This is a genomic window from Pseudomonas sp. FP1740 (assembly GCF_030687165.1).
Taxonomy (GTDB): domain Bacteria; phylum Pseudomonadota; class Gammaproteobacteria; order Pseudomonadales; family Pseudomonadaceae; genus Aquipseudomonas.
In genome coordinates, this window is the sequence record NZ_CP117461.1 from 1,981,925 (window position 1) to 2,007,871 (window position 25,947).

Below are 25,947 nucleotides of genomic sequence, written 5' to 3' on the forward strand. Positions count from 1 at the left end.
ATTTTTTTGAAAAATGTCTTAATCAGTCGCTCGCCGCAACTTTTCGTGCTCCGGAACGGTGCGGTCTCCTTTTCACCTGACTTCGGGAGGCGCGAGGTCTGACTGCTCCACGCAGGCAGGCGCGCAGAATCAATGGGACGTTTGACTACACACGTTTTGGACGCTGCACACGGTTGCCCGGGCAGTTCGATCAAGGTCGAGCTGTACCGCGTCGAAGGCTCGCAGCTGGAGCTGGTCGCCACGGCGCTCACCAACAGCGACGGCCGGGTCGATGCGCCGTTGCTGCAAGGCGATGACTACCGTACCGGGGTCTATCAGCTGCAATTTCATGCGGGCGATTACTACCGCGCCCGTGGCGTTCAGTTGCCTGAACCTGCGTTCCTCGACGTGGTGGTGCTGCGGTTCGGCATCTCTGCCGAACAGGATCACTACCATGTGCCTTTGCTGATTTCGCCATATAGCTATTCCACGTATCGCGGCAGCTGATCCCCCAAGCAGCTGCCTCAACCTGGAAGCGACTGCGCATATAGCTTCTTTGGTCTTTCGCCCGCTCACACTGCGGGCTTTTTTTCGCCTGGTGGAAAGTCAAAAGATCGCAGCCTTCGGCAGCTCCTACATGGAAACGCATTCCCCCTGTAGGAGCTGTCGAGTGCAACGAGGCTGCGATCTTTTGCCCTTAACGGCTCAACAATGACGCCGCACCAGCCCCGCTGAACAACCCGGCACTGACCCGGTTAAACCAGCTCTGCCCCTTGCCACTGCGCAGATACCGCGCCGCGCCATGAGCCCCCAGCCCATAAGCCAGCTTGCACAGCAGATCCAGCACGGTCCAGGTGGCAATCATCACCAGCAACTGCGGCAGGAACGGTTGTTCGGCACTCAAAAACTGCGGCAGGAACGCGGCAAAGAACAAAATGTCTTTCGGGTTGCTGGCGCCGAGCATGAACGCGCGCCCGAACAGTGCACGAAAGCGTGGCACCGGCGCAGCCTGGGGCACTTCGGCGCCCTGAGAGGGTTGGCGTGATTGCTGCCAGCTCTGCCAAGCGAGGTAGAACAGGTACAGCGCGCCGACGATTTTCAGGGCGCTGAACAGCTGTTCCGACGCCAGCAGCAATGCGCCCAAGCCGAGCGCCGAAGCGCTGAGCAGGCAGATCGAGGCAAACACGCCTCCGAGAAACGCCGGGTAAGAGCGGCGCAAACCGTAATTCAGACTGTTGCTGATCATCAGCAAAGACAGTGGCCCCGGTATCAGGATCACCACCAGCGCAGCGCCGCTGAACAGCAGCCAGGTTTCCAGACTCATCACTTTCCTCCCTATGTACAAAAGCCCCACCCGACGGGGTGAGGCTGGTTTGAAACGCGTACCGCGTGACGCTTACAAGAAGATGAACTTGGCGATGAAGATCGCGCAGAGCACCCACAGGCTCACCGAAATTTCCTTGTACTTACCGGTGCCGGCCTTCAGCGCCACGTAAGTGATAAAGCCCAGCGCGATGCCGTCGGCGACCGAGAAGGTCAGGGGCATCATGATCGCGGTGACGATCGCCGGAATGCTGTCGGTCGCTTCGTCCCATTCGATGTGCGCCATGCCGCCCATCATCAGCATCGCTACATAAATCAGCGCACCAGCGGTTGCATAAGCGGGGATCATGCCAGCCAGCGGTGCGAAAAACATTGCGGCAATAAATAGCACACCTACGGTCACGGCGGTAAGACCAGTCCGACCACCCGCCGCTACGCCAGCGGCACTTTCCACATAACTGGTGACCGGCGGAACACCCACTACCGCCCCGAAAACGCTGGAGGCGCTGTCGGCTTTCATGGCACGGGACAGGTTTTCGATCCGACCGTCAGCGTTCACCAGGTTGGCGCGCTGGGCGACGCCCATCAAGGTGCCGGCGGTGTCGAACATGTGCACGAAGAGGAAGGCCAGCACCACACTGATCATGCTGACGTTGAACACGCCGGCGATGTTCATGGCCATCCAGGTCGGTGCCAGGCTCGGCGGGGCCGACATGATGCCCTCGTAGTGCACCAGGCCCAGGCCCCAGCCGGCCAGGGTCACGGTGATGATGCTGATGAGGATCGCGCCGAACACTTTGTGGTAGCTGAGTACGGCGATCATCAGGAAGCAGATGGCAGCCAGCAGCGGGCCGGGCTCGCGCAGGGAGCCGAGCTTGATCAGAGTGGCCGGGCTATCGACGACGATGCCCGAGGTTTTCAGGCCGATCAGCCCCAGAAACAGGCCCACACCCGCGCCCATGGCAAAGCGCAGGCTCACCGGAATGCTATTGAGCAGCCATTCACGAATCCGGGAAAAGGTCAGGAACATGAACAACACACCGGACACGAACACCGCGCCGAGAGCGGTTTCCCAGTTGTAGCCCATAGTGCCGACCACGGTGTAGGTGAAGAACGCGTTCAGCCCCATGCCCGGCGCCAGGCCCACCGGCCAGTTGGCGTACAGGCCCATCAACAGGCAACCCAGCGCGGCGGCGATGCAGGTGGCCACGAACGCGGCACCGTGATCGATCCCGGCGTCGGCCATGATGTTGGGGTTGACGAAGATGATGTAGGCCATGGTGATGAAGGTTGTCAGACCGGCGATCAGCTCGGTCTTCACCGTGGTGCCGTGCAAGCTGAGTTTGAAGATGCGCTCCAGCCAGCCATTGCGTAACGGCGGCGAGAGTTCCAGCGTCGAGGCTTCGGATTTGCGGCTTTCCACAGCGAGTACTCCTCAAGAGTTTTATTGTTATTTCCAGGGCCGGACCCATGAGGGTGGCAGCGACCCTTTGAGGTGCTTGCGAATTTGTTGACCTGATGGTCAGGAACTCGCACGAAGCGAATTATGCTTTTGTATACAAATAAAGCAAATAATGTTTTTGATTTTGTAGACGAAAAGTTTGGCAATAGGGATATATCGCCAGGAGGTGTGGTAGATGATCGTTCCCACGCTTTGCGTGGGAATGCATCCCGTGACGCTCTGCGTCACATCCGGAGCGGAACGCGGAGCGTCCCTGGCGGCATTCCCACGCAGAGCGCGGGAACGATCGGTTAAGGCTCAGTCTGCGAGCGCTTGGGTTTTCCCCAACGCTAGATTCACCGCCAACCACCCATTCACCGCCGTCTCCCCAGCCTCGGTAAACACCCGCTCGAGCAATTTCACCTGCTCGCGCCGCAACGACTGCTCGAACCGCGCGCCTTCCACGGTCAGTTCCAGCAGCCGCTTACGCTTGTCGGTCTGGGACGCGACGCTGTTCACCAAATGCATTTCCACCAACTGCCGCAGCGGAATGTTCAGCGCCTGCTTGGTCACGCCGAGCAACGCCAGCAACTCCTTGACACTCAGGTTCGGATAACGCGCGATGAAAAACACAATGCGCTGATGCACCCGGCTCAAGCCGCGCCGCTCGAGCATTTCATCAGCCTTGGCGGTGAAGGCCTGATAGCCGAAGAAAAACGCTTCCATGGCTTGTTGCTGGGTGGTGGGGTTTTTAAGGTCAAGCATGTTGACGTATCCGCTCGGTCTGTCGTAATTTCGGTCAATCAGTTTGACTCATTTTCCTCAGGCCTCGCTACCGGTGACCCCCATGGCTTTTTCCGAACGTGTCTCGCGCCTTAAAAGTTCCTTGATCCGTGAAATCCTTGCCGCCGCCCAGCGCCCGGAAGTGATGTCGTTCGCCGGCGGTTTGCCGGCCGAAGCCATGCTGCCGAAAGTCGAGTGGGCGCAGATGCCGCTGTCCATGGGCCAATACGGGATGAGCGAAGGCGAGCCGGCACTGCGTGAAGCGTTGGCGGCCGAAGCCCGGGCGTTGGGCGTGCCGTGTGAGGCGAGTCAGGTATTGGTGGTCAGCGGTTCGCAACAAACCCTCGATCTGGCGGCCAAGCTTCACATCGACAAAGGCACCGAAATCCTGCTTGAAGCGCCGACCTACCTGGCGGCGTTGCAGATTTTTCAGCTGTTTGGCGCCGATTGCATCACTGTCCCACTGGAAGCAGATGGCCCGAACCTGGCGCAACTGCGCAGCCGTCTGGAACATCACAAGCCAGCGTTCATCTACTTGATCCCGACGTTTCAGAATCCGTCGGCGGTGCGCTACAGCGAAGCCAAGCGCGATGCGGTGGCAGCGTTGCTCGACGAATTCGGCGTGACCCTGATCGAAGACGAACCCTATCGCGAACTGACCTTCGATGGCGGCAGCGCCACACCGATCGTCAGCCGCTTGACCAAGGCCAGTTGGATCTACACCGGCACCGTGTCGAAAACCCTGCTGCCGGGCCTGCGGGTTGGTTATTTGATTGCCAGTCCGGACCTGTTCCCGCATTTGCTGCGGCTCAAGCAATCGGCCGATCTGCACACCAACCGCATCGGGCAGTGGCAAGCGCTGCAATGGATCGGTACTGAAAAATACCAGCAGCATCTAAGTGAGTTGCGGGACTTCTACCGGGTTCGTCGGGATGCGTTCCAGTTGGCACTGGAAAGGCATTTTTCCGATCTGGCGGATTGGAACGTGCCGCAGGGTGGGCTGTTTTTCTGGCTGACGCTCAAGCAGCCGCTGGATACCCGCACGCTGCTCAAAGCGGCGCTGGCAGCAGATGTGGCGTTCATGCCGGGCGAACCGTTTTTCCCTGAGCCGGATAACAACCCCGGCCATCTGCGGCTGAATTTCAGCCACATTGACCCGGCACGGCTGGACGAAGGGCTCAAGCGATTGGCAGCGGTGGTGCGTCAGGCCCAGGCGGCGCAAGCAGCCTGAGGCTGTTGGTGGGAGAGGGGGGGTAGAAACGAATAAACCGGCCAATCGGCCGGTTTATTTTTGTTCGGGTTTTGCGGTGTTTATACCGGCACCACAGAAGCGTCAGACCGCAGCAAACCGCTTATCCAGATAATCAATGATCACCTTGGACTCATACATCCAGGTGGTCTGGCCATTCTCTTCGATGCGCAGGCACGGCACCTTGATTTTGCCGCCTTGCTCCAGCAGGGCCTGGCGATCCTGTTCGTTGTTCTTGGCATCGCGCAAGGCCACCGGAACGTTCAGGCGACGCAGGGTACGACGGGTTTTCACGCAGAACGGGCAGGCGTGGAACTGATACAGCGTCAGGTCCTTGGCGGCCGCTTCGACTTGGGCCTGAGCGGCGGCGGGGCGCTGCTTCTTACCTGGACGGGTGATGAAATCGATGAAGATGATCAGTTGGCCGAGGCCGACACGAAGCGCTTTGACGAACACGGTATAAGTCTCTCAGGGCAAACAGAAGGCGCGCAGCTTACCTGATTTTTCGCAGGCAAAAAAAACCGGCGATCAGTGCCGGTTTTCTTCGTGCTGCGAATTACTTGATCAGGCTGAGAAACTCGCTGCGGGTGGCGGCGTTTTCGCGGAACTCACCGAGCATCACCGAGGTGATCATCGTCGAATTCTGTTTCTCCACACCGCGCATCATCATGCACATGTGCTTGGCCTCGATCACCACCGCCACGCCCAGGGCGCCGGTGACTTGCTGGACCGCATCGGCGATCTGGCGGCTGAGGTTTTCCTGGATCTGCAGGCGGCGGGCGTACATATCGACGATCCGCGCGACTTTCGACAGTCCCAGTACCTTGCCGCTCGGAATATAGGCAACGTGCGCCTTGCCGATGAACGGCAGCAGGTGATGCTCGCACAACGAGTAGAGCTCGATGTCCTTGACCAGCACCATCTCGCTGTTGTCGGAGCTGAACAAGGCACCGTTGGTGACCTCTTCCAGCGTCTGTTCATAACCGCGGCAGAGGTACTGCATGGCTTTGGCGGCACGTTTTGGCGTGTCGAGCAGGCCCTCGCGGGAGGCATCCTCGCCCAATTGGCCGAGAATCTCGGTGTAATTCTGTTCCAGGGACATGAAACTACCTGTGGGATTTAACGCAAAGGGCAAGGGTACGGTGGCAAACACGGCGCTGCAAGCGTGAAGCGACAGCTTTACTCGTCGCGACCTTCCATCATGGTTCGTTTAAGCATCACGTAAACCGCTCCAGCGCCGCCGTGTTTCGGCTGGCACGAGGTGAAGCCGAGCACCTGTGGATGCTGACGTAGCCAGGTGTTGACGTGACTCTTGATCATCGGCCGCTTGCCGTCCAGACGCACGGCTTTGCCGTGGGTGACGCGTACGCAGCGGATTTCGAATCTGGTTGCTTCGGCCAGAAACGCCCAGAGGGTTTCACGGGCCTTTTCCACGTTCATGCCATGCAAGTCGAGGCTGCCTTCGAACGGAATCTGTCCGATCTTGAGCTTGCGCATCTGGCTTTCCTGAACACCGTCACGCGCCCACATCAGCTCGTCTTCCGGGCCGACATCAATCACAAACTGATCGGACAGCCCGTCAACGGTGGTCGCATCGGTGCGCACGGTGGCGGCCTGGCGCAGCTTGGCGATTTGCGCGCGGTCGGCCTTGGGTTTGCCGGTTTCGGCGCGATCGTGCTTGATCGGCTTGACGCCTTGGATCGCGCTTTTGAACAGGGAAAAATCGTCGTCTTGCATGTCAGCCTCCGCGAAGGGGGGGCAGTTTACCCAAGTCGGAGCGCTATCCATAACAATTGAGGCCCGTCAAAACGCCGGGCCTTTGATTCAGTCGTGTTTTTTCATCAGGTGCGGGGCGATGTTCAGCTCTCGCGACTGGCGCGAACGGCGACGGCAGCGGCGCCATAGCAACACGCCGAGGTACAGCACGAACACGCCCACCGCCAAAATGATCGACGAGCCCAGCGGGCTGGCATTCAACTCGCCCAACGCCGGTGGCCGCCCCAGCAGGCTGGCCGCGCCGGCCATCGCCAGCAATACACCGCACATCGCCAGCAGGGCAGCGAACGCTGCGCCGAAGCGAAATCGCCAATTGCGTTGGCCCTTGGGCCGCAAGCGGCGTGCATCAAAACCATCGGATAACTTCATTCCGACCTTCCTCAATGGGTATCGGCCCTTCGACCGGGAGTTGACCGGGATGTTCCTGAGGCTAGGGCAATTACGGCAAATGAGAGGCTTTTGCGGATGAGCGGCGGTATAGGCCGCTCATCGACGGTCGATCAGATCAGATCGCGGGTCAGGGCGAGGGTGGCGAAGTTGTCCGCCATGATCGCCATTTCGGTCTGCTGAACGTGTTCGGCGCTGAGGATCCCGCCCTTGCAAGGCAAATCCCGCGTCGCGCAGGCGTCTTCCACCAGGGTGCAGCGAAAGCCCAGGTTCTTCGCCGCACGCACGGTGGTGCTGACGCTGGAGTGACTCATGAAACCGCAAACGATCAGGTCGAGCGAGCCCAGTTGTTGCAGGCGATCGTACAGTTCGGTGCCGTGAAACGCGCTTGGCAGCAATTTGCCGATGACGGTTTCGTCGCCCTGTGGCTCCAGGCCCGGGATGAACTCACCGCGTTCGCCCTGGGGATCGAACAGCCCACCGACAGTGCCGAGGTGACGCACATGCACGATTGGCCGACCGGCTGCACGGGCAGCGGCCAGCAGGTGTTTGATGTTCGCGACGGCAGCATCCATGCCGCTCAGGGCCAGCGGACCACTGAGGTATTCTTTCTGGGCATCGATGATGACTAGGGTCGCATGACCCAGATTGGCCGCTGCGTAACCACGGCCGCTGAGTTGAAACATCGTTTTTGGAACGGACATTCTGGGGCTCCTTCGGGTGGGGCTTTTGCGGCATTGTCCTCTGGCTGAGCGCTTCTGTGAATCGCTTCCATCGCAGGCACCGCCGTTGCTGGCTCGCAGCCTTGTCAAGATACTCGTTCTGTTCAATAGCTGGCTGGAAAAATAGAAGGGTCCTACATCTGATCCGGTGTTTTTCCTGCGTCGTCGCGGCGCCTTTTGGCTGTTAGAATCGTCAGTCGTTTTTTCTGGAGTTTACCCCGTGATCACTTCCCGACTTCGTACCCTGCGTGACCATATCCGTTGGGCCGTCAGCCGCTTCCATGGGGAGGATCTGTTTTTCGGCCATGGGACCGACAACGCCTGGGACGAAGCCCGTCAACTGGTATTGGGTGCGCTGCACTTGCCGTGGGAAATCGCCGACAGCTATCTGGACTGCCGTCTGGAGGACGATGAGCTGGTCAATCTGCAACGCTTGCTCAAGCGCCGCATCGAAGAACGCATTCCGACCGCTTACCTGCTGGGCGAAGCCTGGTTCTGCGGCTTGTCGTTCATTGTCGACGAACGCGTGCTGATCCCGCGTTCGCCGATTGGCGAGCTGATTGAAAAACGTTTCGAGCCGTGGCTGGGTGCCGAACCTGCGCGCATTCTCGACTTGTGCACCGGTTCCGGTTGCATCGGTATCGCCTGTGCCTATGAGTTCCAGAACGCCGAAGTGGTGCTGGCCGACCTGTCATTCGAAGCCCTGGAAGTGGCTAACCAGAACATCGAGCGTCACGGGGTCGACGAGCGCGTATTTACCGTTCAGGGCGATGGTTTCGATGGCTTGCCGGGGCAACGTTTCGACCTGATCGTATCGAACCCGCCTTACGTCGATGCGGAAGATTTCGCCGACATGCCGGACGAATACCAGCATGAACCGGAGCTGGGCCTGGCCTGTGGCGACGATGGTTTGAACCTGGTGCGCCGCATGCTTGCCGAAGCGGCGGATCATCTGACCGAGAAGGGGTTGTTGATCGTCGAGGTGGGTAACAGCCAGGTTCACGTCGAGGCGTTGTACCCGGAAGTCGATTTCGCCTGGCTGGAGTTCGAGCGCGGTGGGCATGGGGTGTTCATGCTGACCGCCGAGCAGTGCCGCGATCATCAGGCGCTGTTCGCTTCTCGCATCTGACCCCGAATCTTGTGGTGAGGGAGCAAGCTCCCTCGCCACAATTGGGTTTGATGTTGATTACCGATGCGTGGCAATCCAGATCAACAACCCCGCCTGAAACACCGCAAACGCCACCAGACAGGTAATGGTAAAACGCAGTCCAGCGTCTTCACGCTTGTACTTGCTGACCTTTTCTTCGTGTTTCTTCAGTTTGACTTCCTGTTCCGCCAGGTTCTGCTCGGCTTGCTGGAGCATCTGCGCGGCTTCGAGGATTTCCACCTGTTGCAGCTTTTCGCTGTTCCAGTCGCCCAGCAAATCACCGATCTGCACCTCTTTGACGCTGCCCTTCAAATGCTGGGCATCGGCGTAGGCCACGTCAAAACCGTGCACCCGCAGAAAGTGGTCGCGGCGCAGGCGCGTGTCTTCGTTCAACGCGTCCTTGTTGTTCAGGTCGGTGCCGTCGACGGTGTAGGCGGGCCATCGTTTCTTCGCCCAAGTGATGCCTTGAGCCGCCATATAGCGCCCGATGCCACGGTTCATCGGCTCTATCTGCAAGCCGCTATCCGGAGCGAAATGCACGCGTTTGGCGGCGTGATCGACCCACACATCCAGATGATTCTGTTCTTTGCGTACCCGTTGGCCTGGCAGCTTGATGGCCATGCGCAGCAGGCTGTGCTCCTTGCTGTTGCGCTCGGCGTAACCGAATTCGACAAAGCGCAGCGGTCGGCCGCCGGTGTTACGGTCGGTTTGCAACGGCGCCAGGCGGAGCATTTTGTGGTGCTCGACGTGGACGTCCGCCCACGGCAGCTCGACCGCTGGCGGTGTGTCTTTTTCAGCGGTGGAGTCGGGTGAAGTCTGGGTATCAGTCATAACGGCGAGATCCTGTCCAAGCTCTGTTGCCGCCAGTCATAGCGCTGGCGACAAAGGCTTATCGGCCGTTTTTTTCAGGACTGGAGCTTAACTGGGGCGAAGTCCGTCAATAAATCCGAGGATTCGTGCGCCGAGTTCCGCCGCCAGGGGCAATTGCGGATCTTTATAGGAGGCCAATTGCCGCTTCACGTCGTTGGGCACGATGCGCATGACGTGGTTCATGCCTTCGATCAGTGCCAGTTCGGCGTCCGGTTTGGCGGCTTTGAGCGCCCTGGCGTCACCCACGCCGACCTGGATGTCGTTGCTGCCCTGAATGATCAGTGCCGGCATCTTCAGTTTGGCAAAGGCTGCCGCCGGGTCCTGGCGGAACAGCGAAATCAGGTACGGCTGCACGCTGGGGCGGAAAATCACCTGCAACTGTGGCGGCACGTTGTCGTCAGTGTGGCCGGCCTTGAGGCTGTCGAGCAGCTCATTGCTGCGCAGCATCAACGGCGGCGGCAGGCGATTGCTTAATTGCTGGCGCAGCACTTGATCGATCGGCCGGGCGCTGCCGGATAGGGAAATTACCGCTGCGGCATCGACGCTTGGCGCCGCGAGGCTGGCAATCAAAGCACCTTCGCTGTGGCCCAGCAAAATCAGTTTGCCCAGACGCGGATCGGCCTTGAGCTTCTGTCCCCAGGCCACGGCATCGGCTACATAGGCTTCCACCGACAGATTGCGTTCATCCGGCGTGGCCGCAAGGCTCGCCGCCACGCCGCGCTTGTCATAACGCACACTGGCGATGTTGTGTTTGGCCAGTACCCAGGCCAGCCGTTTGAGGCTGTCGTTGCGCCCGCCGTCGGGGTTGTTTCCGTCACGATCCGTAGGACCGGAGCCGGAAATGATCAGGACAACCGGTACCGGCGTGTCGGACTTGGGCAGCAACAGCGAGCCGAAAAGCTCGCCACTGCCGGTGTCCAGGGTGATCGGGCGTTGCAGGACTGAGGCCTGTACAAAACCGGTAAACAGGGTAAGGCTCAAGGCTAGAACTCGCAGCATCATCACGCCATCATCAACAAGGTGCCGGTTGGACTCGCAGGCACCCATAAGGTTCGAGGATGAACTACTTGGGTAGCCTGCGTATACTGGCGCGCATTACGTATTTTAGGTTCGATTTCACGGAGCGTCCTGCATGTCCGGCAATACCTACGGCAAGCTGTTCACTGTCACCACCGCGGGCGAAAGCCATGGTCCGGCGTTGGTCGCCATTGTCGATGGCTGCCCGCCGGGCCTGGAGATCTCCCTTGAGGACCTGCAGCGCGACCTGGACCGCCGCAAGCCCGGCACCAGCCGACACACCACCCAGCGCCAGGAAGCCGACGAAGTCGAAATCCTTTCCGGCGTGTTCGAAGGCCGCACCACCGGTTGCGCCATCGGCCTGTTGATCCGCAACACCGACCAGAAGTCCAAGGACTACTCGGCGATCAAGGATCTGTTCCGTCCGGCCCACGCCGACTACACCTACCATCACAAATACGGTGAGCGCGATTACCGCGGCGGCGGTCGCAGTTCGGCCCGTGAAACCGCCATGCGCGTAGCCGCCGGCGCGATTGCCAAGAAATACCTGGCCACCCAGGGTATCGTCATTCGTGGCTACATGAGCCAGCTCGGCCCGATCGAAATCCCGTTCAAGACCTGGGATTCGGTGGAAGAGAACGCCTTCTTCAGCCCCGACCCGGACAAAGTGCCGGAGCTGGAAGCCTATATGGACCAGTTGCGTCGCGACCAGGATTCGGTCGGCGCGAAGATCACCGTGGTCGCTGAAGGCGTGATGCCGGGCCTAGGCGAGCCGATTTTTGACCGCCTCGACGCCGAACTGGCCCATGCGCTGATGAGCATCAACGCGGTCAAGGGCGTGGAAATCGGCGCCGGTTTTGCCAGCATCGCCCAGCGTGGTACCGAACACCGCGATGAAATGACCCCGGAAGGTTTCCTCAGCAACAACGCCGGCGGCATTCTCGGTGGCATTTCGTCGGGTCAGCCGATCGTTGCGCACCTGGCGCTCAAGCCTACATCGAGCATCACCACGCCGGGCCGTTCCATCGACATCCATGGCAACCCGGTGGAGGTCGTCACCAAGGGCCGTCACGACCCGTGCGTCGGCATCCGCGCCACGCCGATTGCCGAAGCGATGATGGCCATCGTGCTGATGGACCACTTGCTGCGTCACCGCGGGCAGAACGCCGATGTGCGCGTGAGCACTCCGGTGTTGGGGCAGCTTTAATGGCTGATCTGAAGGCCGCTGCAGTCTGATGACGGTGGCGGCGCTCCCGTACTGGCGGCTTTCCAGCTTCTACCTGTTCTATTTCGCCTTGCTCGGTTCGACAGCGCCGTTTCTGGCGCTGTACTTCGATCATCTGGGTTTCAGCGCCGCGCGCATTGGCGAACTGGTGGCGATCCCGATGCTGATGCGCTGCGTGGCGCCGAATATCTGGGGCTGGCTCGGTGACTACACCGGACGCCGCCTGGCGATCGTGCGTTTCGGCGCCGCCTGCACCTTGCTGACCTTCTCGCTGATTTTCGTCAGCAAAAGCTACGCCTGGCTGGCGATGGTCATGGCCTTGCACGCGTTTTTCTGGCATGCGGTGTTGCCGCAGTTCGAGGTCATCACCCTGGCTCATTTGCGGGGACAGACCTCGCGTTACAGTCAGATTCGCCTGTGGGGCTCCATCGGTTTCATCATCACTGTCGTGGCGCTGGGCCGATTGTTCGAATGGCTCAGCCTCGACATTTACCCGGTGGCACTGGTGCTGATCATGGCCGGGATCGTCGTCAGCAGTCTCTGGGTGCCCAACGCGCAACCGGTTCAGAGTGAACGGTTGGCGGGGGAGGGATTCCTCCAGCAATTGCGCAACCCCGGAGTATTGGCGTTTTACGCGTGCGTGGCGCTGATGCAGATGAGTCACGGGCCGTATTACACCTTTCTGACCCTGCACCTTGAGCGACTTGGCTACAGTCGCGGGCTGATCGGCATGCTCTGGGCGGTCGGCGTGGTCGCCGAAGTCTTGATGTTTCTGTTCATGAGCAAGATTCTCGCGCGCTTCTCGGTACGCCGGGTGCTGCTGGCGAGTTTCCTGCTGGCGGCTTTGCGTTGGTTATTGCTCGGTTCGTTTGCCGAGTTCCTTTGGGTGTTGCTGTTCGCCCAGGTGCTGCACGCCGCCACCTTCGGCAGCTTTCACGCCGCTGCCATCCAGTTCGTGCAACGTAGCTTCGGCGCGCGGCAGCAAGGCCAGGGTCAGGCGTTGTATGCCGCGCTGGCCGGCACCGGCGGTGCGCTGGGCGCGTTGTATTCCGGCTACAGCTGGAATGCCCTCGGCGCCACATTGACCTTTAGTATCGCCAGTCTCGCAGCCTTCGCCGCTGCCGTTATCATTGCCACACGTATGCAAGAGGACAGGCCATGAGCCTTACCCGTGAACACCTCGCCCAGGAAATCATCGACGCCGGGCGCTTTCTGTATGGCCGCGGCTGGTCGCCGGCCACCAGCAGCAATTACTCGACCCGCCTGTCGCCGACCGAAGCCTTGCTGACGGTGTCCGGCAAGCACAAAGGTCAGCTGGGGCTTGATGATGTGTTGGCCACCGACCTGTCGGGCAACAGCCTGGAGCCTGGCAAGAAACCGTCCGCCGAAACCCTGTTGCACACCCAGCTCTATAGCTGGCGTCCGGAGATCGGCGCGGTGCTGCACACCCATTCGGTGAACGCCACGGTGCTGTCGCGCCTGACGCCGGAAGATTTCATCGAGTTCGAAGACTACGAACTGCAAAAGGCCTTCAGCGGCGTGTCGACCCACGAGTCCCGGGTGCGCGTGCCGATTTTCGACAACGACCAGGACATTGCGCGGCTGGCCGCCAAGGTGCAGCCTTGGCTCGACGCCCACCCTGATTGCGTCGGCTACCTGATTCGCGGCCATGGCCTCTACACGTGGGGCGCGCGCATGAGCGACGCACTGCGGCAGATCGAGGCTTTTGAATTTTTGTTCGAGTGCGAGTTGAAGACGCGCTCGCTCTTTAACCGTAATGCATGAACTGTTAAGGAGTTGCCCTGATGAGCAGCCTGTCCGTTTACCACGTCTCAAGCCCTGACATTCCGAACAAGGTGCTGACCCACTTTGAAGACATCGCCTCGACCCTGGCCGAGCAGGGCGTGCGTTTCGATCGTTGGCAAGCCGCAGCGAAAATCCAGCCCGGCGCCAGCCAGGAAGAAGTGATCGCCGCGTACCAGGAGCAAATCGACAAGCTGATGACCGAGCGCGGTTACATCACCGTCGACGTGGTCAGCCTGAACAGCGATCACCCGCAAAAAGCCGAGTTGCGTGCCAAGTTCCTCGATGAACACCGTCATGGCGAAGACGAAGTGCGATTTTTCGTCGCCGGCCGTGGCTTGTTCACCCTGCACATCGACGATTACGTGTACGCCGTGCTCTGCGAGAAGAACGACCTGATCTCGGTGCCAGCGGGCACAAAGCACTGGTTCGACATGGGTGAAAACCCGCATTTCGTCGCAATCCGCCTGTTCAACAACCCCGAAGGCTGGGTGGCCAACTTCACCGGCGATGACATCGCCAGCCACTTCCCGTGTCTTGAGGACTGAGCCGATGCCGATCAAAGCGATTCTCACCGACATCGAAGGCACCACCAGCGCGGTGAGTTTTGTGTTCGACGTATTGTTTCCGTACGCGGCCAAACACCTGCCGGGCTTTGTTCGCGAAAATGCCGAACGCGCTGACGTCGCCGAACAGCTTGCCGCCGTTCGGCGTGACAGCGGCGAACCGCAAGCCGACGTCGAGCGGGTTATCGACATCCTTCTGGGCTGGATCGCCGAAGACCGCAAGGCCACGCCGCTCAAGGCGTTGCAAGGCATGGTCTGGGAGCAGGGGTATCAGGCCGGGCAGTTGAAGGGCCATGTTTACCCGGACGCCGTTGAAGCGCTGAAGCGCTGGCATCAGGAAGGCTATCAACTGTTTGTTTATTCCTCGGGTTCGATTCAGGCGCAAAAACTGATTTTCGGTTGTTCGGAGGCGGGGGATTTGTCGCCACTGTTCAGCGGCTATTTCGACACCACTTCAGGGCCCAAGCGCGAAGCACAGTCCTATGAGTGCATCGCCCAGGCGATTGGTATCGAGGCTTCGCAGATTCTGTTTCTGTCCGACATCGTTCAGGAATTGGACGCGGCGCGCACGGCCGGCATGGCCACCTGTGGCCTGGCACGTGAAGGCGGGGAGTTGGCGGGGCATGCGACGGTGGACAGTTTTGCCGGGATCACTCCTTCTACCTTTTAAACATCAGCCGTAGAAACAACTCAGGCCGTGAAGCGAAAGCTCTCACGGCCTGTTTGTTTGTAGCGCGTTTATTTATACAACCGCAGGTTTAAACCGAGTGATAAGTCGGCAGGGCGAACCGTTGCTGGCTTTGCAGCATGGAGATCTGTGGCAGTTCGCTGGCCTGTTCGGCGATGTCACGGCGAATCGCGCTGATCACCCATGACAGTTGATCGCCGGCGTGCAATTGCTGGTAGGAAATCGAACGTTTGAAGACTTTACCTTCCTGACTGCGCAGGGTCAGCAGAATGCCGCCGTCAGGCCGTGGCTGGGTGATGACTTCGAAGTTGGAGAACAGCGACGAAAATTTTTCCTGGATCAGGCTCATGTCTATCAGCTCCATTTTGTGCTTGAAGGGCAACATGGAGAGGTAGTTGCAGTGATTGTGCCAGTGTCGATATTTTTAAAATTCAATACAAATCAACAAGTTATATATTCATGATTTTCAGGGGGTCGTGCAATTTGCATGAATGGCCATCGTGCATCCTGCATTTTGCGAGGTTGGCGACAATTGGATGGAACCAATCGCAATCGCCGGGGTTGCGCTTTTCGAATGCGGCGGCCGTGGATACAAAACATTGCAAAAACCGCGTGTACAGCTCAAGAAGCCCTGACGTATTTTCGGCCTCAATCAACGCCACCCGACAATAAAAAGATCGAACGGGAGCAACCATGAGCCGCGCGCTGCACGACACGATTACCTGGGGCATGATGCTCCGCAAGCTGCCTTCCATTGCCAAAGCCATCCCCCGCGTGGTGAAGGGCATGAAAGTCGCCAACGTCAAGGATCCGACCCAACCGTCTGGTCTCGGCTGGAGCTTCGAGCAGGCGACGTTGCGCAACCCCGATGGCCCGGCATTGCTGCAGGGCGACGTGATACTTACTTATGCACAGGCCAATCAGTGGGCCAATCGCATCGCCCATCACCTGATTGCCCAAGGCATCGGCAAGGGCGATGTGGTCGCGGTGTTTATCGAGAACCGTGTGGAACTGCTGGTGACGATATTGGCGGTGGCCAAGGTCGGTGCGATCAGCGCCTTGCTGAATACCTCCCAGACCCGCGATACCCTGGCTCATAGCCTGAACCTGGTGGCGCCCGTAGGGATTGTGGTCGGAGAAGAGCTGGTTCCGGCCTTCAATGCGGTCCGCGAGCGGGTGGCCATCGATGTGGCGCGTACCTGGTTTATCGCCGATCAAGACACCTTCAGCGATCCGGGCAATTCGCCCGATGGCTTCACCAATCTGATGACGGCCAGCTGCGACGCGTCCAGCGACAATCCCGCCAGCAGCCGACGGGTTTTTTTCGACGACCCTTGCTTCTATATCTACACCTCGGGCACCACCGGGTTGCCCAAGGCCGGGGTATTCAAGCATGGCCGCTGGATGCGCAGCTGCGCCAGCTTCGGGCTGATCGCCCTGGACATGCAGCCGCAGGACGTCGTTTATTGCACCTTGCCGCTGTACCACGCCACCGGGCTCTGCGTGTGCTGGGGCTCGGCGATCAGCGGGGCGTCGGGGTTTGCCATCCGCCGCAAGTTCAGCGCCAGCCAGTTCTGGAGCGATGTGCGCAAATACCGGGCGACCACCCTCGGGTACGTCGGCGAGCTGTGTCGCTACCTGGTGGATCAACCGCCCAGCGTCGACGACAGTCGGCACAGCGTGACGAAGATGATCGGCAATGGTCTGCGCCCTGGCGCGTGGAGCGAGTTCAAGACGCGGTTTGCCGTCGACCATATCTGCGAGCTGTACGCCGCCAGTGACGGCAATATTGGTTTCACCAACATCCTCAACTTCGACAACACCATTGGCTTTTCCCTGATGGCCTGGGAGCTGGTGGCGTACGACCAAGACAGCGGTGCCCCCACGCGGGATGCCAACGGCTTCATGCGCAAAGTGGCCAAGGGCGAGCAGGGGCTGTTGTTGGCGAGGATCGACGACAAGGCGCCTCTGGACGGCTACACCGATCCGCAGAAGACCGCAAAAGTGGTGCTCCATAACGTGTTCGTGAAGGGCGACCGTTACTTCAATACCGGTGATCTGCTGCGCAACATCGGTTTCGGTCACGCGCAGTTTGTCGATCGCCTGGGGGACACCTACCGCTGGAAGGGCGAAAACGTCTCTACCACCGAGGTCGAGAACATCCTGTTGCAACACCCGCACATCGCCGAAGCCGTGGCCTATGGCGTGGAAATCCACAACACCAACGGGCGGGCGGGGATGGCGGCCATTACACCGGCCGAATCCCTGGCGACCCTGGATTTCAGTGAGTTGCTGGCGTTCGCCAGGCAACAAATGCCGGCCTATGCGGTGCCACTGTTCCTGCGGGTGAAAGTGAAAATGGAAACCACCGGGACCTTCAAGTACCAGAAGACCCGGCTCAAGGATGAAGCCTTCGATCCGAGCAAAACCGGCGGTGATCCGATCTACGCCTGGCTGCCGGGTACCGAGACTTACGTGCAGGTCACCGAGCAGGTGCTGGCAGATATTCGTGGTGGCAGGTATCGCTATTGAAAGGGCCGCTATTGAATCTGGCTATGACCGTCCATGAGAAAAAACAAGTGACAGGTTCCGGGCTGCTCGGGAAACTATCGGCTTTTCCGATTGACCGAATGTGGAGTCCCCAATGTCAGACAAAAGCCGCCAGATGACCCCCGAAGAGGCTGCTGAATTTGCCGAACAGGTGTTCAACAAAGCGCGCGATGGTGATGCGGTGATGCTGGACCGGTTGATCAGCGCCGGACTGCCAGTGAACCTGCGTAACAGCAAGGGCGATACCTTGCTGATGCTCGCCAGTTACTACGGGCATGTAGAGGCGGTGCAGGTGCTGCTCAAGCACAAGGCCGATCCCGAGTTGCGCAACGGCAACGGTCAGAGTCCGATTGCCGGCGCCGCATTCAAGGGCAACCTGGCGGTGGTCAAGGCGTTGGTTGAGGGGGGCGCTGAAGTGGAAGGTTCGTCCTTCGACGGTCGCACTGCGCTGATGATGGCGGCGATGTTCAACCGCGTCGAAATCATCGACTACCTGATCAGCAAAGGCGCCGATCCGAAAGCCAAGGACGCCAATGGCGTGTCTGCGCTGGACGCGGCAAAGACCATGGGCGCGGCGGATACCACGGCTCAGCTGCAAAAACTCCTGGCCTGACCTCCTCTATAGTGTCGCGGGGCTTTTGGGCCAGGTTTGTGCCAGGTCCCGCAATCCGTTTGCGAATGCGTTATCCTTCGCGCCCTCAAAATTCCCTCGCTACAGGATCCACCTCATGAAAGCCGCACTCGTCGAACTCATCAGCAAAATCAGCTCCGGGTGCATGGGCGAGGACGAAATCCTGAAAATCGCTGACGAAGCGGCTCAGGCCTACGCCGATCCCGAGGCTTTTCTGGCGGCCAATCCAGATATCAACTACGACGACACCTTTCCGATCCCGTTGGGTGAGTGGGTCGTTGTCGGCAGTCTGCCGGAAACCGTGCTGTTCCAGGCCGACACCTACATGGACCTGTTCGCGCAGATCGTCGCCTCGTTCGGCCCCGGCGTTGAGTTCAACATCAAGCCCAAGCAACTGGCCAAAACCGAAGCCCTGACGGCACTCAATCGCATTCAGGTGCAGATGAGCAGCCTGAACAAGGAAAACGGTGGCTACACCTTGATGAATTTCAGCCAGTTGCTCGACGACGAACTGCAAGTGGTGCTGGTCTATGGCAACGACGTGCCACGGGTGCTGGAGTTGTGCGCCGAAGTCGGCATCGCCGCCGCGCCCTCCCTGGAAGCCCTGAAAGTGGCCATCCACGTCTGAAGCCGTCTACAACGGTAATAAAACGGAACCCTCGCCAGGCCCGACTATCCTAAGAGTGCCTACCATTTTTTTGGAGCGACACCATGGGTTCCACGTTCAACACCCTGATCGGCCTGATTATTTTTGCCCTGGATATCTGGGCCATCATCAACGTGCTTAAAAGTGGCGCTGAAACCGGGATGAAAGTCCTTTGGGTGCTGTTGATCCTGCTGCTGCCGGTGCTGGGCCTGATCATCTGGGCCATCGCCGGGCCAAGAGGCGATGTGCGGATCTGACCGGTTTTGCACAAGCAACACCGGACTTGTGGGAGCGTGGCTTGCCCGCGACACAGGCGCTAAGGTCTGTCAGCTACACCGCGGTGATCCTGTCGCGGGCAGCCTGCTCTCACAGGGATTGGGTCGACTCATCACGTGAGGTTCGACCTGTCATGTTCCGCGACGTAGAATGCGCGCCTTTCCCGGTCAATCGAGGCGATCGATTGGCCATCATGGGCGGGTAACCGTCCGTTGCCACCCGCATTCATCGGAGCACTTCCCATGAGCAATACCCCAACCAGCGAGTACCTGGAAACCCTCTACGAAGGCTATGGCCAGCGTTTTCGCATGGAAAAACTGCTGCACGAAGTGCGCACCGAACACCAGCACCTGGTGATCTTCGAAAACCCGCGCATGGGCCGGGTGATGGCGCTGGATGGCGTAATCCAGACCACCGAAGCCGACGAATTCATCTACCACGAAATGCTCACTCACGTGCCGATCCTCGCCCATGGCACCGCCAAGCGCGTGCTGATCATCGGCGGCGGCGACGGCGGCATGCTGCGTGAAGTGGCCAAGCACCGCAGCGTCGAGCACATCACCATGGTCGAAATCGACGGCACCGTGGTCGACATGTGCAAGGAATTCCTGCCGAACCACTCCAAGGGTGCGTTCGATGATCCACGCCTGAACCTGGTGATCGACGACGGCATGCGTTTCGTCGCCACCACCACCGAAAAGTTCGACGTGATCATTTCCGACTCCACCGACCCGATCGGTCCGGGGGAAGTACTGTTCTCCGAAAACTTCTACCAGGCTTGCCACCGCTGCCTGAACGAGGGCGGCATTCTGGTGACCCAGAACGGCACCCCGTTCATGCAAATCGAAGAAGTCAAAACCACCGCCGGCCGCCTGCGCAGCCTGTTCCCGGACTGGCACTTCTATCAGGCGGCCGTGCCGACCTACATCGGCGGCGCAATGACCTTCGCCTGGGGCGCGACCGATACCGCTTATCGCAAATTGTCCCGCGAAACCCTGCAACAGCGCTTCGCCGGCAGCGGCATCATCACCCGCTACTACAACCCGGAAATCCACATTGGTGCCTTCGCGTTGCCGCAGTACGTGCTGCAAGCGGTGAACAAACCCAGCAACGACTGATGCATCGTCGATAAGAAAGGCCGTCGCCGGTGTGTGAAGCACGCGGGTGACGGCCTTTTTCATGTCTCGCTTTTAGGATCCCTTGGAACGATCGGCCAATGCACGAGTCGAGATAGATGTAAGCCCATCGATGGGTTTTATCGAGGAGGCACCGATGCAAAAGTGGAAAATCACTTTCGTGGACGATCACGGTGAAACAGTCGACGAACTCTTCGAGTGCGAGGAATGCCCGAACAGCGAGCAAGCCGCCCAACTCATTCTCGACCGGCGCCTGCCGGTCGCTGCTGAACTTGATCTCAATGATCTGGAGGGTCGCACCGATGATCCGATCGTCAAAAGCCTGAAATCCCAGTACAGCATTGAAATCCTCAGTATTACTCCGATCTGATACACCTCTTGTCACATTCACCAACAGACCTTGGCAGCGGCTCTGTCTTGCGGCTACTCTGCAAGCGAGATCAGCGAATGACTCGCTAAGGTCTGGTCTTGTCAGCTACATGCTTGTTTCCCGGCGGCAACCTCTGTTGCCGTATCGCTCTCACCAATCGGTTGAAAGTGCAGGGAATACGGAAAGTCTATCCATCAGTCTGAGGGGGACGTTTCATGAGCACAGCCTATCAAGAAGACATCAGCAGCAGCGTGCTGCGCCGCATGAAAGAAGGCGGTTTCGATTTTTCACGATTCCATCCCATCGAGTTCTACGCCATTTTCCCGGACGAGGAGCGGGCACGCAGGGCGGCAGGTCATTTTTGTGGTGAATCCTTGAATGCCCAGATCAGCGCGCGTGACGACGGCGCGTGGTCGCTGGAACTGAGCAAAGTGATGTACGCCACCTACGACGGGATCGGCGACTTCGAGCAGGACTTCGAGGCGGTGGTCGAACCTCTGGGTGGCATCATCGAGGGATGGGGCGTCAAACAGGAGATACGAGGGCTACTCGCATAAGCTTATGAACCGTGACACTTAGTAACGGCTGACCTTTGGGTTGGCCGTTTTTGTTTCAATCTTTTTATTTCGCCACATTTCAAACGGACAAAAAAAAGCCACCTGAACAGGCGGCTAAAGGGAAGAGCGATCAGTTTTCCAGCGAATGCACGGATTATCCGCATCTCCCTCCCGAGCAGTGAAATCAACTCTGACTATGCTGCTGATAGGCGACAGCATTGCTTCGCCATGAAGCGGGGGCGATCAGGGTGGGGCAATTACCGCACAGGATTGGTGCGGGGCGCGCAGCGACATTATCCAACTGATTGATATCAAAGCGTTTCTGCCTATGGCACGGGCCTTGCGAAGGCCTGGATGTCCGTGTGACAAGGAGTACGGCATGATCCGCACCTATTTTGATGAGATGTACGATGCCGGCGGCCAGGTCCGTCCGCATTATCGGGAGTTTGCCCGTTGGCTGGCCGAAACGCCTGACGAGCTTTTGGCACAACGGCGACGCGAGGCCGATCTGTTATTTCATCGTGCCGGGATTACCTTCACGCTCTATGGTGATGAGCAGGGGACAGAGCGCCTGATTCCCTTCGACACCATTCCCCGCAGCATCCCCGCCAGTGAATGGCGGGTCGTCGAACGCGGCTGCATTCAGCGGGTCAAGGCATTGAACATGTTCCTTGCCGACCTCTATCACGAGCAGCGCATCATCAAGGCCGGCATCATCCCGGCCGAACAAGTGCTGGCCAACGAGCAATACCAGTTGGCGATGCAAGGGCTGGATCTGCACCGCGATATCTATTCGCACATTTCCGGCGTCGACCTGGTGCGCGATGGCGACGGCACCTACTACGTGCTCGAAGACAACCTGCGTACCCCCAGCGGCGTGAGCTACATGCTCGAAGACCGCAAGATGATGATGCGCCTGTTCCCCGAGTTGTTCGCGGCCCAGCGCATCGCGCCGATCGACCACTACCCGAACCTGTTGCTCGACACCCTGAAAAGCTCCAGCCCGATCGACAACCCGAGCGTGGTGGTGCTGACGCCGGGGCGTTTCAACAGTGCGTTTTTCGAGCATGCGTTCCTCGCTCGGGAAATGGGCGTTGAGCTGGTGGAAGGCGCCGACCTGTTCGTGCGCGACGACAAGGTGTTCATGCGCACCACGGACGGGCCGAAAGCGGTCGACGTGATCTACCGTCGCCTCGACGATGCTTTCCTCGATCCGCTGGCGTTCAACCCCGATTCGATGCTAGGCGTTCCAGGGCTGCTGTCGTCCTACCGCTCCGGCAATGTGGTACTGGCGAATGCCATCGGCACCGGGGTCGCGGACGATAAGTCGGTGTATCCCTTCGTCACGGACATGATTCGTTTCTACCTCGATGAAGAGCCGATCCTGAAGAACGTGCCGACGTGGCAGTGTCGTAATCCTTCTGAACTGTCCCACGTGCTGGCCAACCTTCCGGAGTTGGTGGTCAAGGAAACCCAAGGCTCCGGCGGTTACGGAATGCTGGTGGGGCCGGCGGCGACGGCGGCGGAGATCGAGTCTTTCCGCGAGCGGATCAAAGCCAAGCCCCACGCGTACATCGCGCAACCGACGTTGTCGTTGTCGACCTGTCCGACCTTTGTCGAAAACGGCATCGCACCGCGCCACATCGACCTGCGTCCGTTTGTATTGTCTGGCCGCGAAACCCGGGTTGTGCCCGGCGGTTTGACCCGTGTCGCCTTGCGTGAAGGTTCCCTGGTGGTGAACTCGTCCCAGGGCGGCGGAACCAAGGACACCTGGGTGGTCGAGGATTGAAGGAAGCTTGCCATGTTAAGTAGAACTGCCTCGGATCTGTATTGGATGTCGCGTTACCTGGAGCGGGCGGAAAACCTCGCACGGATGCTCGACATCAGTTATTCGCTGTCGCTGATGCCCCAGGACGGTCGTGGCGACGGCTTACACGAACTGGCCATGCCGTTGCTGATCACCGGCACCCTGGACGATTACCTCGCGCGCCACGGCGATCTGCATGCCGAACGGTTGCTGCATTTTTTCGCCCTGGACGCGGCCAACCCGGCGAGCATCTACAGCTGCCTCGGTGCCGCGCGAGCCAGCGCCCATGCGGTGCGTGGGCGAATCACCGCCGACATGTGGGAAAACATCAATGCCACCTGGCTGGAAATTCGCGGGATCGCCGAGCAGGGCTTGAGTCGCTACGGCATGAGCCGTTTCTGTGAGTGGATCAAGGAACGTTCCCACCTGTTCCGCGGCGCTTGCTATGGCACGATCATGCGTAACGACGCGTTCCGCTTCATTCGTCTGGGCACCTTTATCGAAAGGGCCGACAACACCTTGCGCCTGCTTGACGCCCGTTACGAAATGGCTGGCGATCAGGCCGAAGCGATCAGCGACGGCACGGCCCACGCCTATTACCAATGGAGCGCCTTGTTGCGGGCCTTGTCATCGTTCGAGGCCTACACCGAAATCTACCGCGACGCCCCCGGCGCCCGGCATGTGGCCGAGCTGTTGTTGCTGCGCGCCGATGTGCCGCGATCCCTGCGAGCCTGCACCGAAGAGGTCGATCAGATTCTCGCTCAACTACCGGGGGCCAACGGCCGTCCCGCACAACGTCTGGCGGCGGAAATGGACGCGCGCCTGCGCTACACCGGTATCAACGAAATCCTCGACGAAGGCCTGCACACCTGGCTGACCGAGTTCATCCCGCTGGTGCGCCAGTTGGGCAATGCCATACACAGTTCCTATCTGGAGGCTGCATGAGACTTTCCATTAGCCACGAGACCGCCTATCACTACGAAGATCAGGTGCGGGCGAGCATCCAGTACCTGCGACTGACACCCCACGACAGCGAGCGCCAGCACGTGCTGAGCTGGCAACTTGACCTGCCGCGCCCGGTGCGCGCGCAACTTGATCCGTTCGGCAACATCCTGCATGTGTTGACCCTGGACGAGCCGCATGAGGCGATCATCATCGGCGCCCGTGGCCAGGTCGATATCGACGAGCTGCGCGAAGCCGAGCACGAGAGTCAGTCGGCGCTGCCGTTCCTGCGTTTCACCCGGCTGACCGAAGCCGACGAAGCCCTGCGCGCGTTTGCCGAGAAGGCGTGCAAGCAACGGCGGGATCGCACGACGCTGATCGATTTGATGCATGGCCTGAACCAGCACATGACCTACACGCCGGGTTCCACTGAAGTGGAGACCAGCGCCGCGCAAGCTTTCGCCGGGCGTTCCGGGGTCTGCCAGGACCATACCCATGCGTTTCTCGCCTGCGCCCGCAGCCTGGGCATTCCCTCGCGTTATGTGTCGGGGTATTTGTACAGCGAGAACAGCGAGCACTTGGCCAGTCACGCCTGGGCGGAAGCCTGGCTGGATGACGCCTGGTATAGCTTCGATGTAACCAACGAACTGGCCCGGCCTGAACGTCACTTGAAACTGGCCGTGGGCCTGGACTACCTCGACGCCTGCCCGGTGCGCGGCATGCGCCGTGGCGGCGGGTATGAGCAGATGCATGCCAAGGTGTTGGTCGCGCCGACGCCTGCGCCGGTGATCTCCGTCCAACAGCAGTAATCCCCTCACCTGATCATTCCCACGCTCCGCGTGGGAATGCAGCCCGTGACGCTCTGCGTCACATCCAAAGCCGAACGCGGAGCGTCCGTGGAGGCATTCCCACGCAGAGCGTGGGAACGATCATTGCCTAGGGCTTCACCTTGCGCCCGGCCATGTGTTTCAAATACCCCACCAACAACTCCAGATCCCTCTCCGGCAATACCGTCGGCGAGAACCCGGGCATCTTCGCCTGCGGCCACTGGCGCAAGCTCTGCGGGTCACGGATGTAACGCTTGAGGAAGTCCGCGCCGAAATACTCGGTCGGGTTGAACGGAATATTCAGGTCCGGCCCGAACTGCGCGTCCCCCGCGCCATTGAGTCGATGACAGGCCAGGCAGTTCTTCTGAAACAGCGCAAAGCCCTTGTTCACCGGATGGTCCGCCTTCAATGCAGGATCGGGTAACAGGGCAGGGAAGCGCTCAGCCACCGGGGCCATGCGCTTGATGCTCGCCACTTCGAACGGCCATTGCTCGGGGCTGATATTGCCCGCCTGTGGATCGGTCCAGACCAGATAGAACGGCCCGGCACTGGGCTTGCCCTCGGACAGCGGCGGCCATGGCTTGGCCGGGTCTTCAATCGCCAGCCAGGCCCGCGCGCCTCGGGTATTGAGCAACGGCGCAGCGGCCAGTTCGGCGGCAAAACCGTCCAGGGCCACGGCTTGCAAGTGGTCGTCAGGCTTGATGCCCGTCAACAACGCTGCCAACGGCACGGCGCGATAGCTCATGTCCCGTTTGTAGGAAACGTCGTTAGTGATCGTGATGGTCTGAGCCTGAGGATGCTTGAGCAATTCCTCGGTCTGCCAGGTGCGAGGGCTCGCGCCCAGCTCAAGATTCAGCTGCGCGGCAGACAGAGGCGTGCTGAGCAGCAAGGCCCCAAACAGAATGAGCGCTTTCAAGTGATCGTCGTCCATGTCGTGGAAGTGCCGCAAAGGTTGGCACAGCCACGCCGGCCCGGATAGCGAGCCAGTCACATTTTTATCAGGCGAAATGAAAACCCCAGCTGCTCGATCAGCCAAGCACCTTGGTCAGGTTCGGCAAAATCAACAACAGCGTAGTAGCAAATAGAATGAGCCCGGCTTGACGTACTTTCGAATGTTTGAACATGGCTTGACCGCCTTTTTTGTTATTTCCTGGTTGCCTGCCTGCATATCTCCATGACGGCAGAGCGCTGCACTTCCTGTAGGACGAGAGCCTCGGCAAAACCCGACG

General features: G+C 59.6%; 30 protein-coding genes. 18 read left to right on the top strand and 12 right to left on the bottom strand.

All coding sequences use genetic code 11. The features are described 5' to 3' along the window. Positions 1 to 132 precede the first annotated feature (132 nt). Positions 133 to 486, top strand: a complete 354-nt coding sequence (gene uraH, locus PSH69_RS08810) for a hydroxyisourate hydrolase (protein ID WP_007940831.1) — start codon at positions 133 to 135, stop codon at positions 484 to 486. Positions 487 to 676: 190 nt separating this feature from the next. On the opposite strand, the gene PSH69_RS08815 is transcribed toward uraH, so the two are convergent. From PSH69_RS08815 to PSH69_RS08825, 3 genes are all read right to left on the bottom strand, one after another. Further along, positions 677 to 1,303, bottom strand: a complete 627-nt coding sequence (locus PSH69_RS08815) for a LysE family translocator (RefSeq protein WP_019579700.1) — start codon at positions 1,301 to 1,303, stop codon at positions 677 to 679. Positions 1,304 to 1,375: 72 nt separating this feature from the next. Further along, on the bottom strand, positions 1,376 to 2,725 hold the full coding sequence (locus tag PSH69_RS08820) for an NCS2 family permease (RefSeq protein ID WP_204125032.1): 1,350 nt from the start codon (positions 2,723 to 2,725) through the stop codon (positions 1,376 to 1,378). Between the two features lie 336 nt (positions 2,726 to 3,061). Beyond that, positions 3,062 to 3,508: a MarR family winged helix-turn-helix transcriptional regulator gene (locus PSH69_RS08825; protein ID WP_305411687.1), complete on the bottom strand. Its 447-nt coding sequence runs from the start codon at positions 3,506 to 3,508 to the stop codon at positions 3,062 to 3,064. A gap of 82 nt (positions 3,509 to 3,590) precedes the next feature. On the opposite strand from PSH69_RS08825, the gene PSH69_RS08830 reads away from it, so the two are divergent. Then, positions 3,591 to 4,757: a PLP-dependent aminotransferase family protein gene (locus PSH69_RS08830; protein ID WP_305411688.1), complete on the top strand. Its 1,167-nt coding sequence runs from the start codon at positions 3,591 to 3,593 to the stop codon at positions 4,755 to 4,757. 102 nt (positions 4,758 to 4,859) lie between these two features. Here the strand turns inward: PSH69_RS08830 and PSH69_RS08835 are convergent, their stop codons facing one another. The 5 genes from PSH69_RS08835 to PSH69_RS08855 all read right to left on the bottom strand — a co-directional run bounded on the left by PSH69_RS08835 (position 4,860) and on the right by PSH69_RS08855 (position 7,642). Further along, a complete protein-coding gene (locus tag PSH69_RS08835) occupies positions 4,860 to 5,231 on the bottom strand; it encodes a glutathione S-transferase N-terminal domain-containing protein (protein WP_018925194.1) in 372 nt (123 codons plus the stop codon). A 100-nt stretch (positions 5,232 to 5,331) separates the two neighbouring features. Further along, positions 5,332 to 5,877 carry a GTP cyclohydrolase I FolE gene (folE, locus tag PSH69_RS08840; protein WP_007940820.1) on the bottom strand — a complete coding sequence of 182 codons (546 nt, stop codon included), beginning with the start codon at positions 5,875 to 5,877 and terminating at the stop codon, positions 5,332 to 5,334. A gap of 77 nt (positions 5,878 to 5,954) precedes the next feature. Continuing rightward, a complete protein-coding gene (locus PSH69_RS08845) occupies positions 5,955 to 6,512 on the bottom strand; it encodes a Smr/MutS family protein (protein WP_183683957.1) in 558 nt (185 codons plus the stop codon). Positions 6,513 to 6,599: 87 nt separating this feature from the next. Continuing rightward, positions 6,600 to 6,920, bottom strand: coding sequence for a hypothetical protein (locus tag PSH69_RS08850; RefSeq protein WP_019579704.1), 321 nt, complete (start codon positions 6,918 to 6,920; stop codon positions 6,600 to 6,602). Positions 6,921 to 7,051: 131 nt separating this feature from the next. Then, positions 7,052 to 7,642 (bottom strand): cysteine hydrolase family protein, encoded by a 591-nt coding sequence (locus tag PSH69_RS08855; protein ID WP_007940817.1) that lies wholly within the window; start codon positions 7,640 to 7,642, stop codon positions 7,052 to 7,054. 238 nt (positions 7,643 to 7,880) lie between these two features. Between PSH69_RS08855 and prmB the strand changes: the two genes are divergently transcribed. Then, positions 7,881 to 8,789 (top strand): 50S ribosomal protein L3 N(5)-glutamine methyltransferase, encoded by a 909-nt coding sequence (gene prmB, locus PSH69_RS08860; RefSeq protein WP_018925197.1) that lies wholly within the window; start codon positions 7,881 to 7,883, stop codon positions 8,787 to 8,789. Between the two features lie 57 nt (positions 8,790 to 8,846). Here the strand turns inward: prmB and PSH69_RS08865 are convergent, their stop codons facing one another. Both PSH69_RS08865 and PSH69_RS08870 read right to left on the bottom strand, forming a co-directional pair. Then, entirely contained in the window at positions 8,847 to 9,638 is a 792-nt protein-coding gene (locus tag PSH69_RS08865) for a hypothetical protein (protein ID WP_019648220.1), read from the bottom strand. Positions 9,639 to 9,725: 87 nt separating this feature from the next. Beyond that, a complete protein-coding gene (locus tag PSH69_RS08870) occupies positions 9,726 to 10,724 on the bottom strand; it encodes an alpha/beta hydrolase (protein WP_105339702.1) in 999 nt (332 codons plus the stop codon). 85 nt (positions 10,725 to 10,809) lie between these two features. Between PSH69_RS08870 and aroC the strand changes: the two genes are divergently transcribed. The 5 genes from aroC to mtnC are packed head-to-tail and all read left to right on the top strand — an operon-like array spanning position 10,810 to position 14,958. Next, the gene (aroC, locus tag PSH69_RS08875; RefSeq protein WP_007940813.1) at positions 10,810 to 11,901 is read left to right on the top strand and encodes a chorismate synthase; all 1,092 of its coding nucleotides are present in this window, start codon (positions 10,810 to 10,812) and stop codon (positions 11,899 to 11,901) included. A gap of 28 nt (positions 11,902 to 11,929) precedes the next feature. Continuing rightward, positions 11,930 to 13,081: an MFS transporter gene (locus PSH69_RS08880; protein ID WP_305411689.1), complete on the top strand. Its 1,152-nt coding sequence runs from the start codon at positions 11,930 to 11,932 to the stop codon at positions 13,079 to 13,081. After that, positions 13,078 to 13,704, top strand: coding sequence for a methylthioribulose 1-phosphate dehydratase (locus PSH69_RS08885; RefSeq protein WP_305411690.1), 627 nt, complete (start codon positions 13,078 to 13,080; stop codon positions 13,702 to 13,704). The genes PSH69_RS08880 and PSH69_RS08885 overlap by 4 nt, the downstream gene beginning before the upstream one ends. 20 nt (positions 13,705 to 13,724) lie before the next feature. Next, positions 13,725 to 14,270: an acireductone dioxygenase gene (locus PSH69_RS08890; RefSeq protein ID WP_018925203.1), complete on the top strand. Its 546-nt coding sequence runs from the start codon at positions 13,725 to 13,727 to the stop codon at positions 14,268 to 14,270. A 4-nt stretch (positions 14,271 to 14,274) separates the two neighbouring features. Next, positions 14,275 to 14,958 carry an acireductone synthase gene (gene mtnC, locus PSH69_RS08895; protein WP_305411691.1) on the top strand — a complete coding sequence of 228 codons (684 nt, stop codon included), beginning with the start codon at positions 14,275 to 14,277 and terminating at the stop codon, positions 14,956 to 14,958. Positions 14,959 to 15,046: 88 nt separating this feature from the next. On the opposite strand, the gene PSH69_RS08900 is transcribed toward mtnC, so the two are convergent. Further along, positions 15,047 to 15,325 (bottom strand): DUF3509 domain-containing protein, encoded by a 279-nt coding sequence (locus PSH69_RS08900; RefSeq protein ID WP_105339697.1) that lies wholly within the window; start codon positions 15,323 to 15,325, stop codon positions 15,047 to 15,049. 344 nt (positions 15,326 to 15,669) lie between these two features. On the opposite strand from PSH69_RS08900, the gene PSH69_RS08905 reads away from it, so the two are divergent. The 10 genes from PSH69_RS08905 (at position 15,670) to PSH69_RS08950 (ending at position 24,700) form a co-directional block, all read left to right on the top strand. Beyond that, positions 15,670 to 17,508, top strand: a complete 1,839-nt coding sequence (locus PSH69_RS08905) for a long-chain-acyl-CoA synthetase (protein WP_305411692.1) — start codon at positions 15,670 to 15,672, stop codon at positions 17,506 to 17,508. Positions 17,509 to 17,620: 112 nt separating this feature from the next. Then, complete coding sequence (locus PSH69_RS08910) at positions 17,621 to 18,139, top strand: ankyrin repeat domain-containing protein (protein ID WP_305411693.1); 519 nt, start codon at positions 17,621 to 17,623, stop codon at positions 18,137 to 18,139. A 115-nt stretch (positions 18,140 to 18,254) separates the two neighbouring features. After that, positions 18,255 to 18,785, top strand: a complete 531-nt coding sequence (locus PSH69_RS08915; RefSeq protein ID WP_007940803.1) for a hypothetical protein — start codon at positions 18,255 to 18,257, stop codon at positions 18,783 to 18,785. An 83-nt stretch (positions 18,786 to 18,868) separates the two neighbouring features. Beyond that, positions 18,869 to 19,060 (top strand): PLDc N-terminal domain-containing protein, encoded by a 192-nt coding sequence (locus PSH69_RS08920; RefSeq protein ID WP_007940802.1) that lies wholly within the window; start codon positions 18,869 to 18,871, stop codon positions 19,058 to 19,060. A gap of 261 nt (positions 19,061 to 19,321) precedes the next feature. Beyond that, complete coding sequence (gene speE / locus PSH69_RS08925) at positions 19,322 to 20,197, top strand: polyamine aminopropyltransferase (protein WP_018925208.1); 876 nt, start codon at positions 19,322 to 19,324, stop codon at positions 20,195 to 20,197. A gap of 154 nt (positions 20,198 to 20,351) precedes the next feature. After that, entirely contained in the window at positions 20,352 to 20,585 is a 234-nt protein-coding gene (locus PSH69_RS08930; protein ID WP_305411694.1) for a hypothetical protein, read from the top strand. Positions 20,586 to 20,800: 215 nt separating this feature from the next. Then, positions 20,801 to 21,142: a ribonuclease E inhibitor RraB gene (locus PSH69_RS08935; protein WP_018925210.1), complete on the top strand. Its 342-nt coding sequence runs from the start codon at positions 20,801 to 20,803 to the stop codon at positions 21,140 to 21,142. Between the two features lie 379 nt (positions 21,143 to 21,521). Next, positions 21,522 to 22,931, top strand: coding sequence for a circularly permuted type 2 ATP-grasp protein (locus PSH69_RS08940; protein ID WP_007902187.1), 1,410 nt, complete (start codon positions 21,522 to 21,524; stop codon positions 22,929 to 22,931). Positions 22,932 to 22,943: 12 nt separating this feature from the next. Further along, entirely contained in the window at positions 22,944 to 23,894 is a 951-nt protein-coding gene (locus tag PSH69_RS08945) for an alpha-E domain-containing protein (RefSeq protein WP_305411695.1), read from the top strand. Further along, positions 23,891 to 24,700 (top strand): transglutaminase family protein, encoded by an 810-nt coding sequence (locus PSH69_RS08950; protein ID WP_305411696.1) that lies wholly within the window; start codon positions 23,891 to 23,893, stop codon positions 24,698 to 24,700. Before PSH69_RS08945 ends, PSH69_RS08950 begins: the two co-directional genes overlap by 4 nt. Positions 24,701 to 24,827: 127 nt before the next feature. Here PSH69_RS08950 and PSH69_RS08955 read toward each other — a convergent pair whose 3' ends face one another. Next, positions 24,828 to 25,649: a cytochrome c gene (locus PSH69_RS08955; protein WP_305412804.1), complete on the bottom strand. Its 822-nt coding sequence runs from the start codon at positions 25,647 to 25,649 to the stop codon at positions 24,828 to 24,830. Positions 25,650 to 25,947 lie beyond the last annotated feature (298 nt).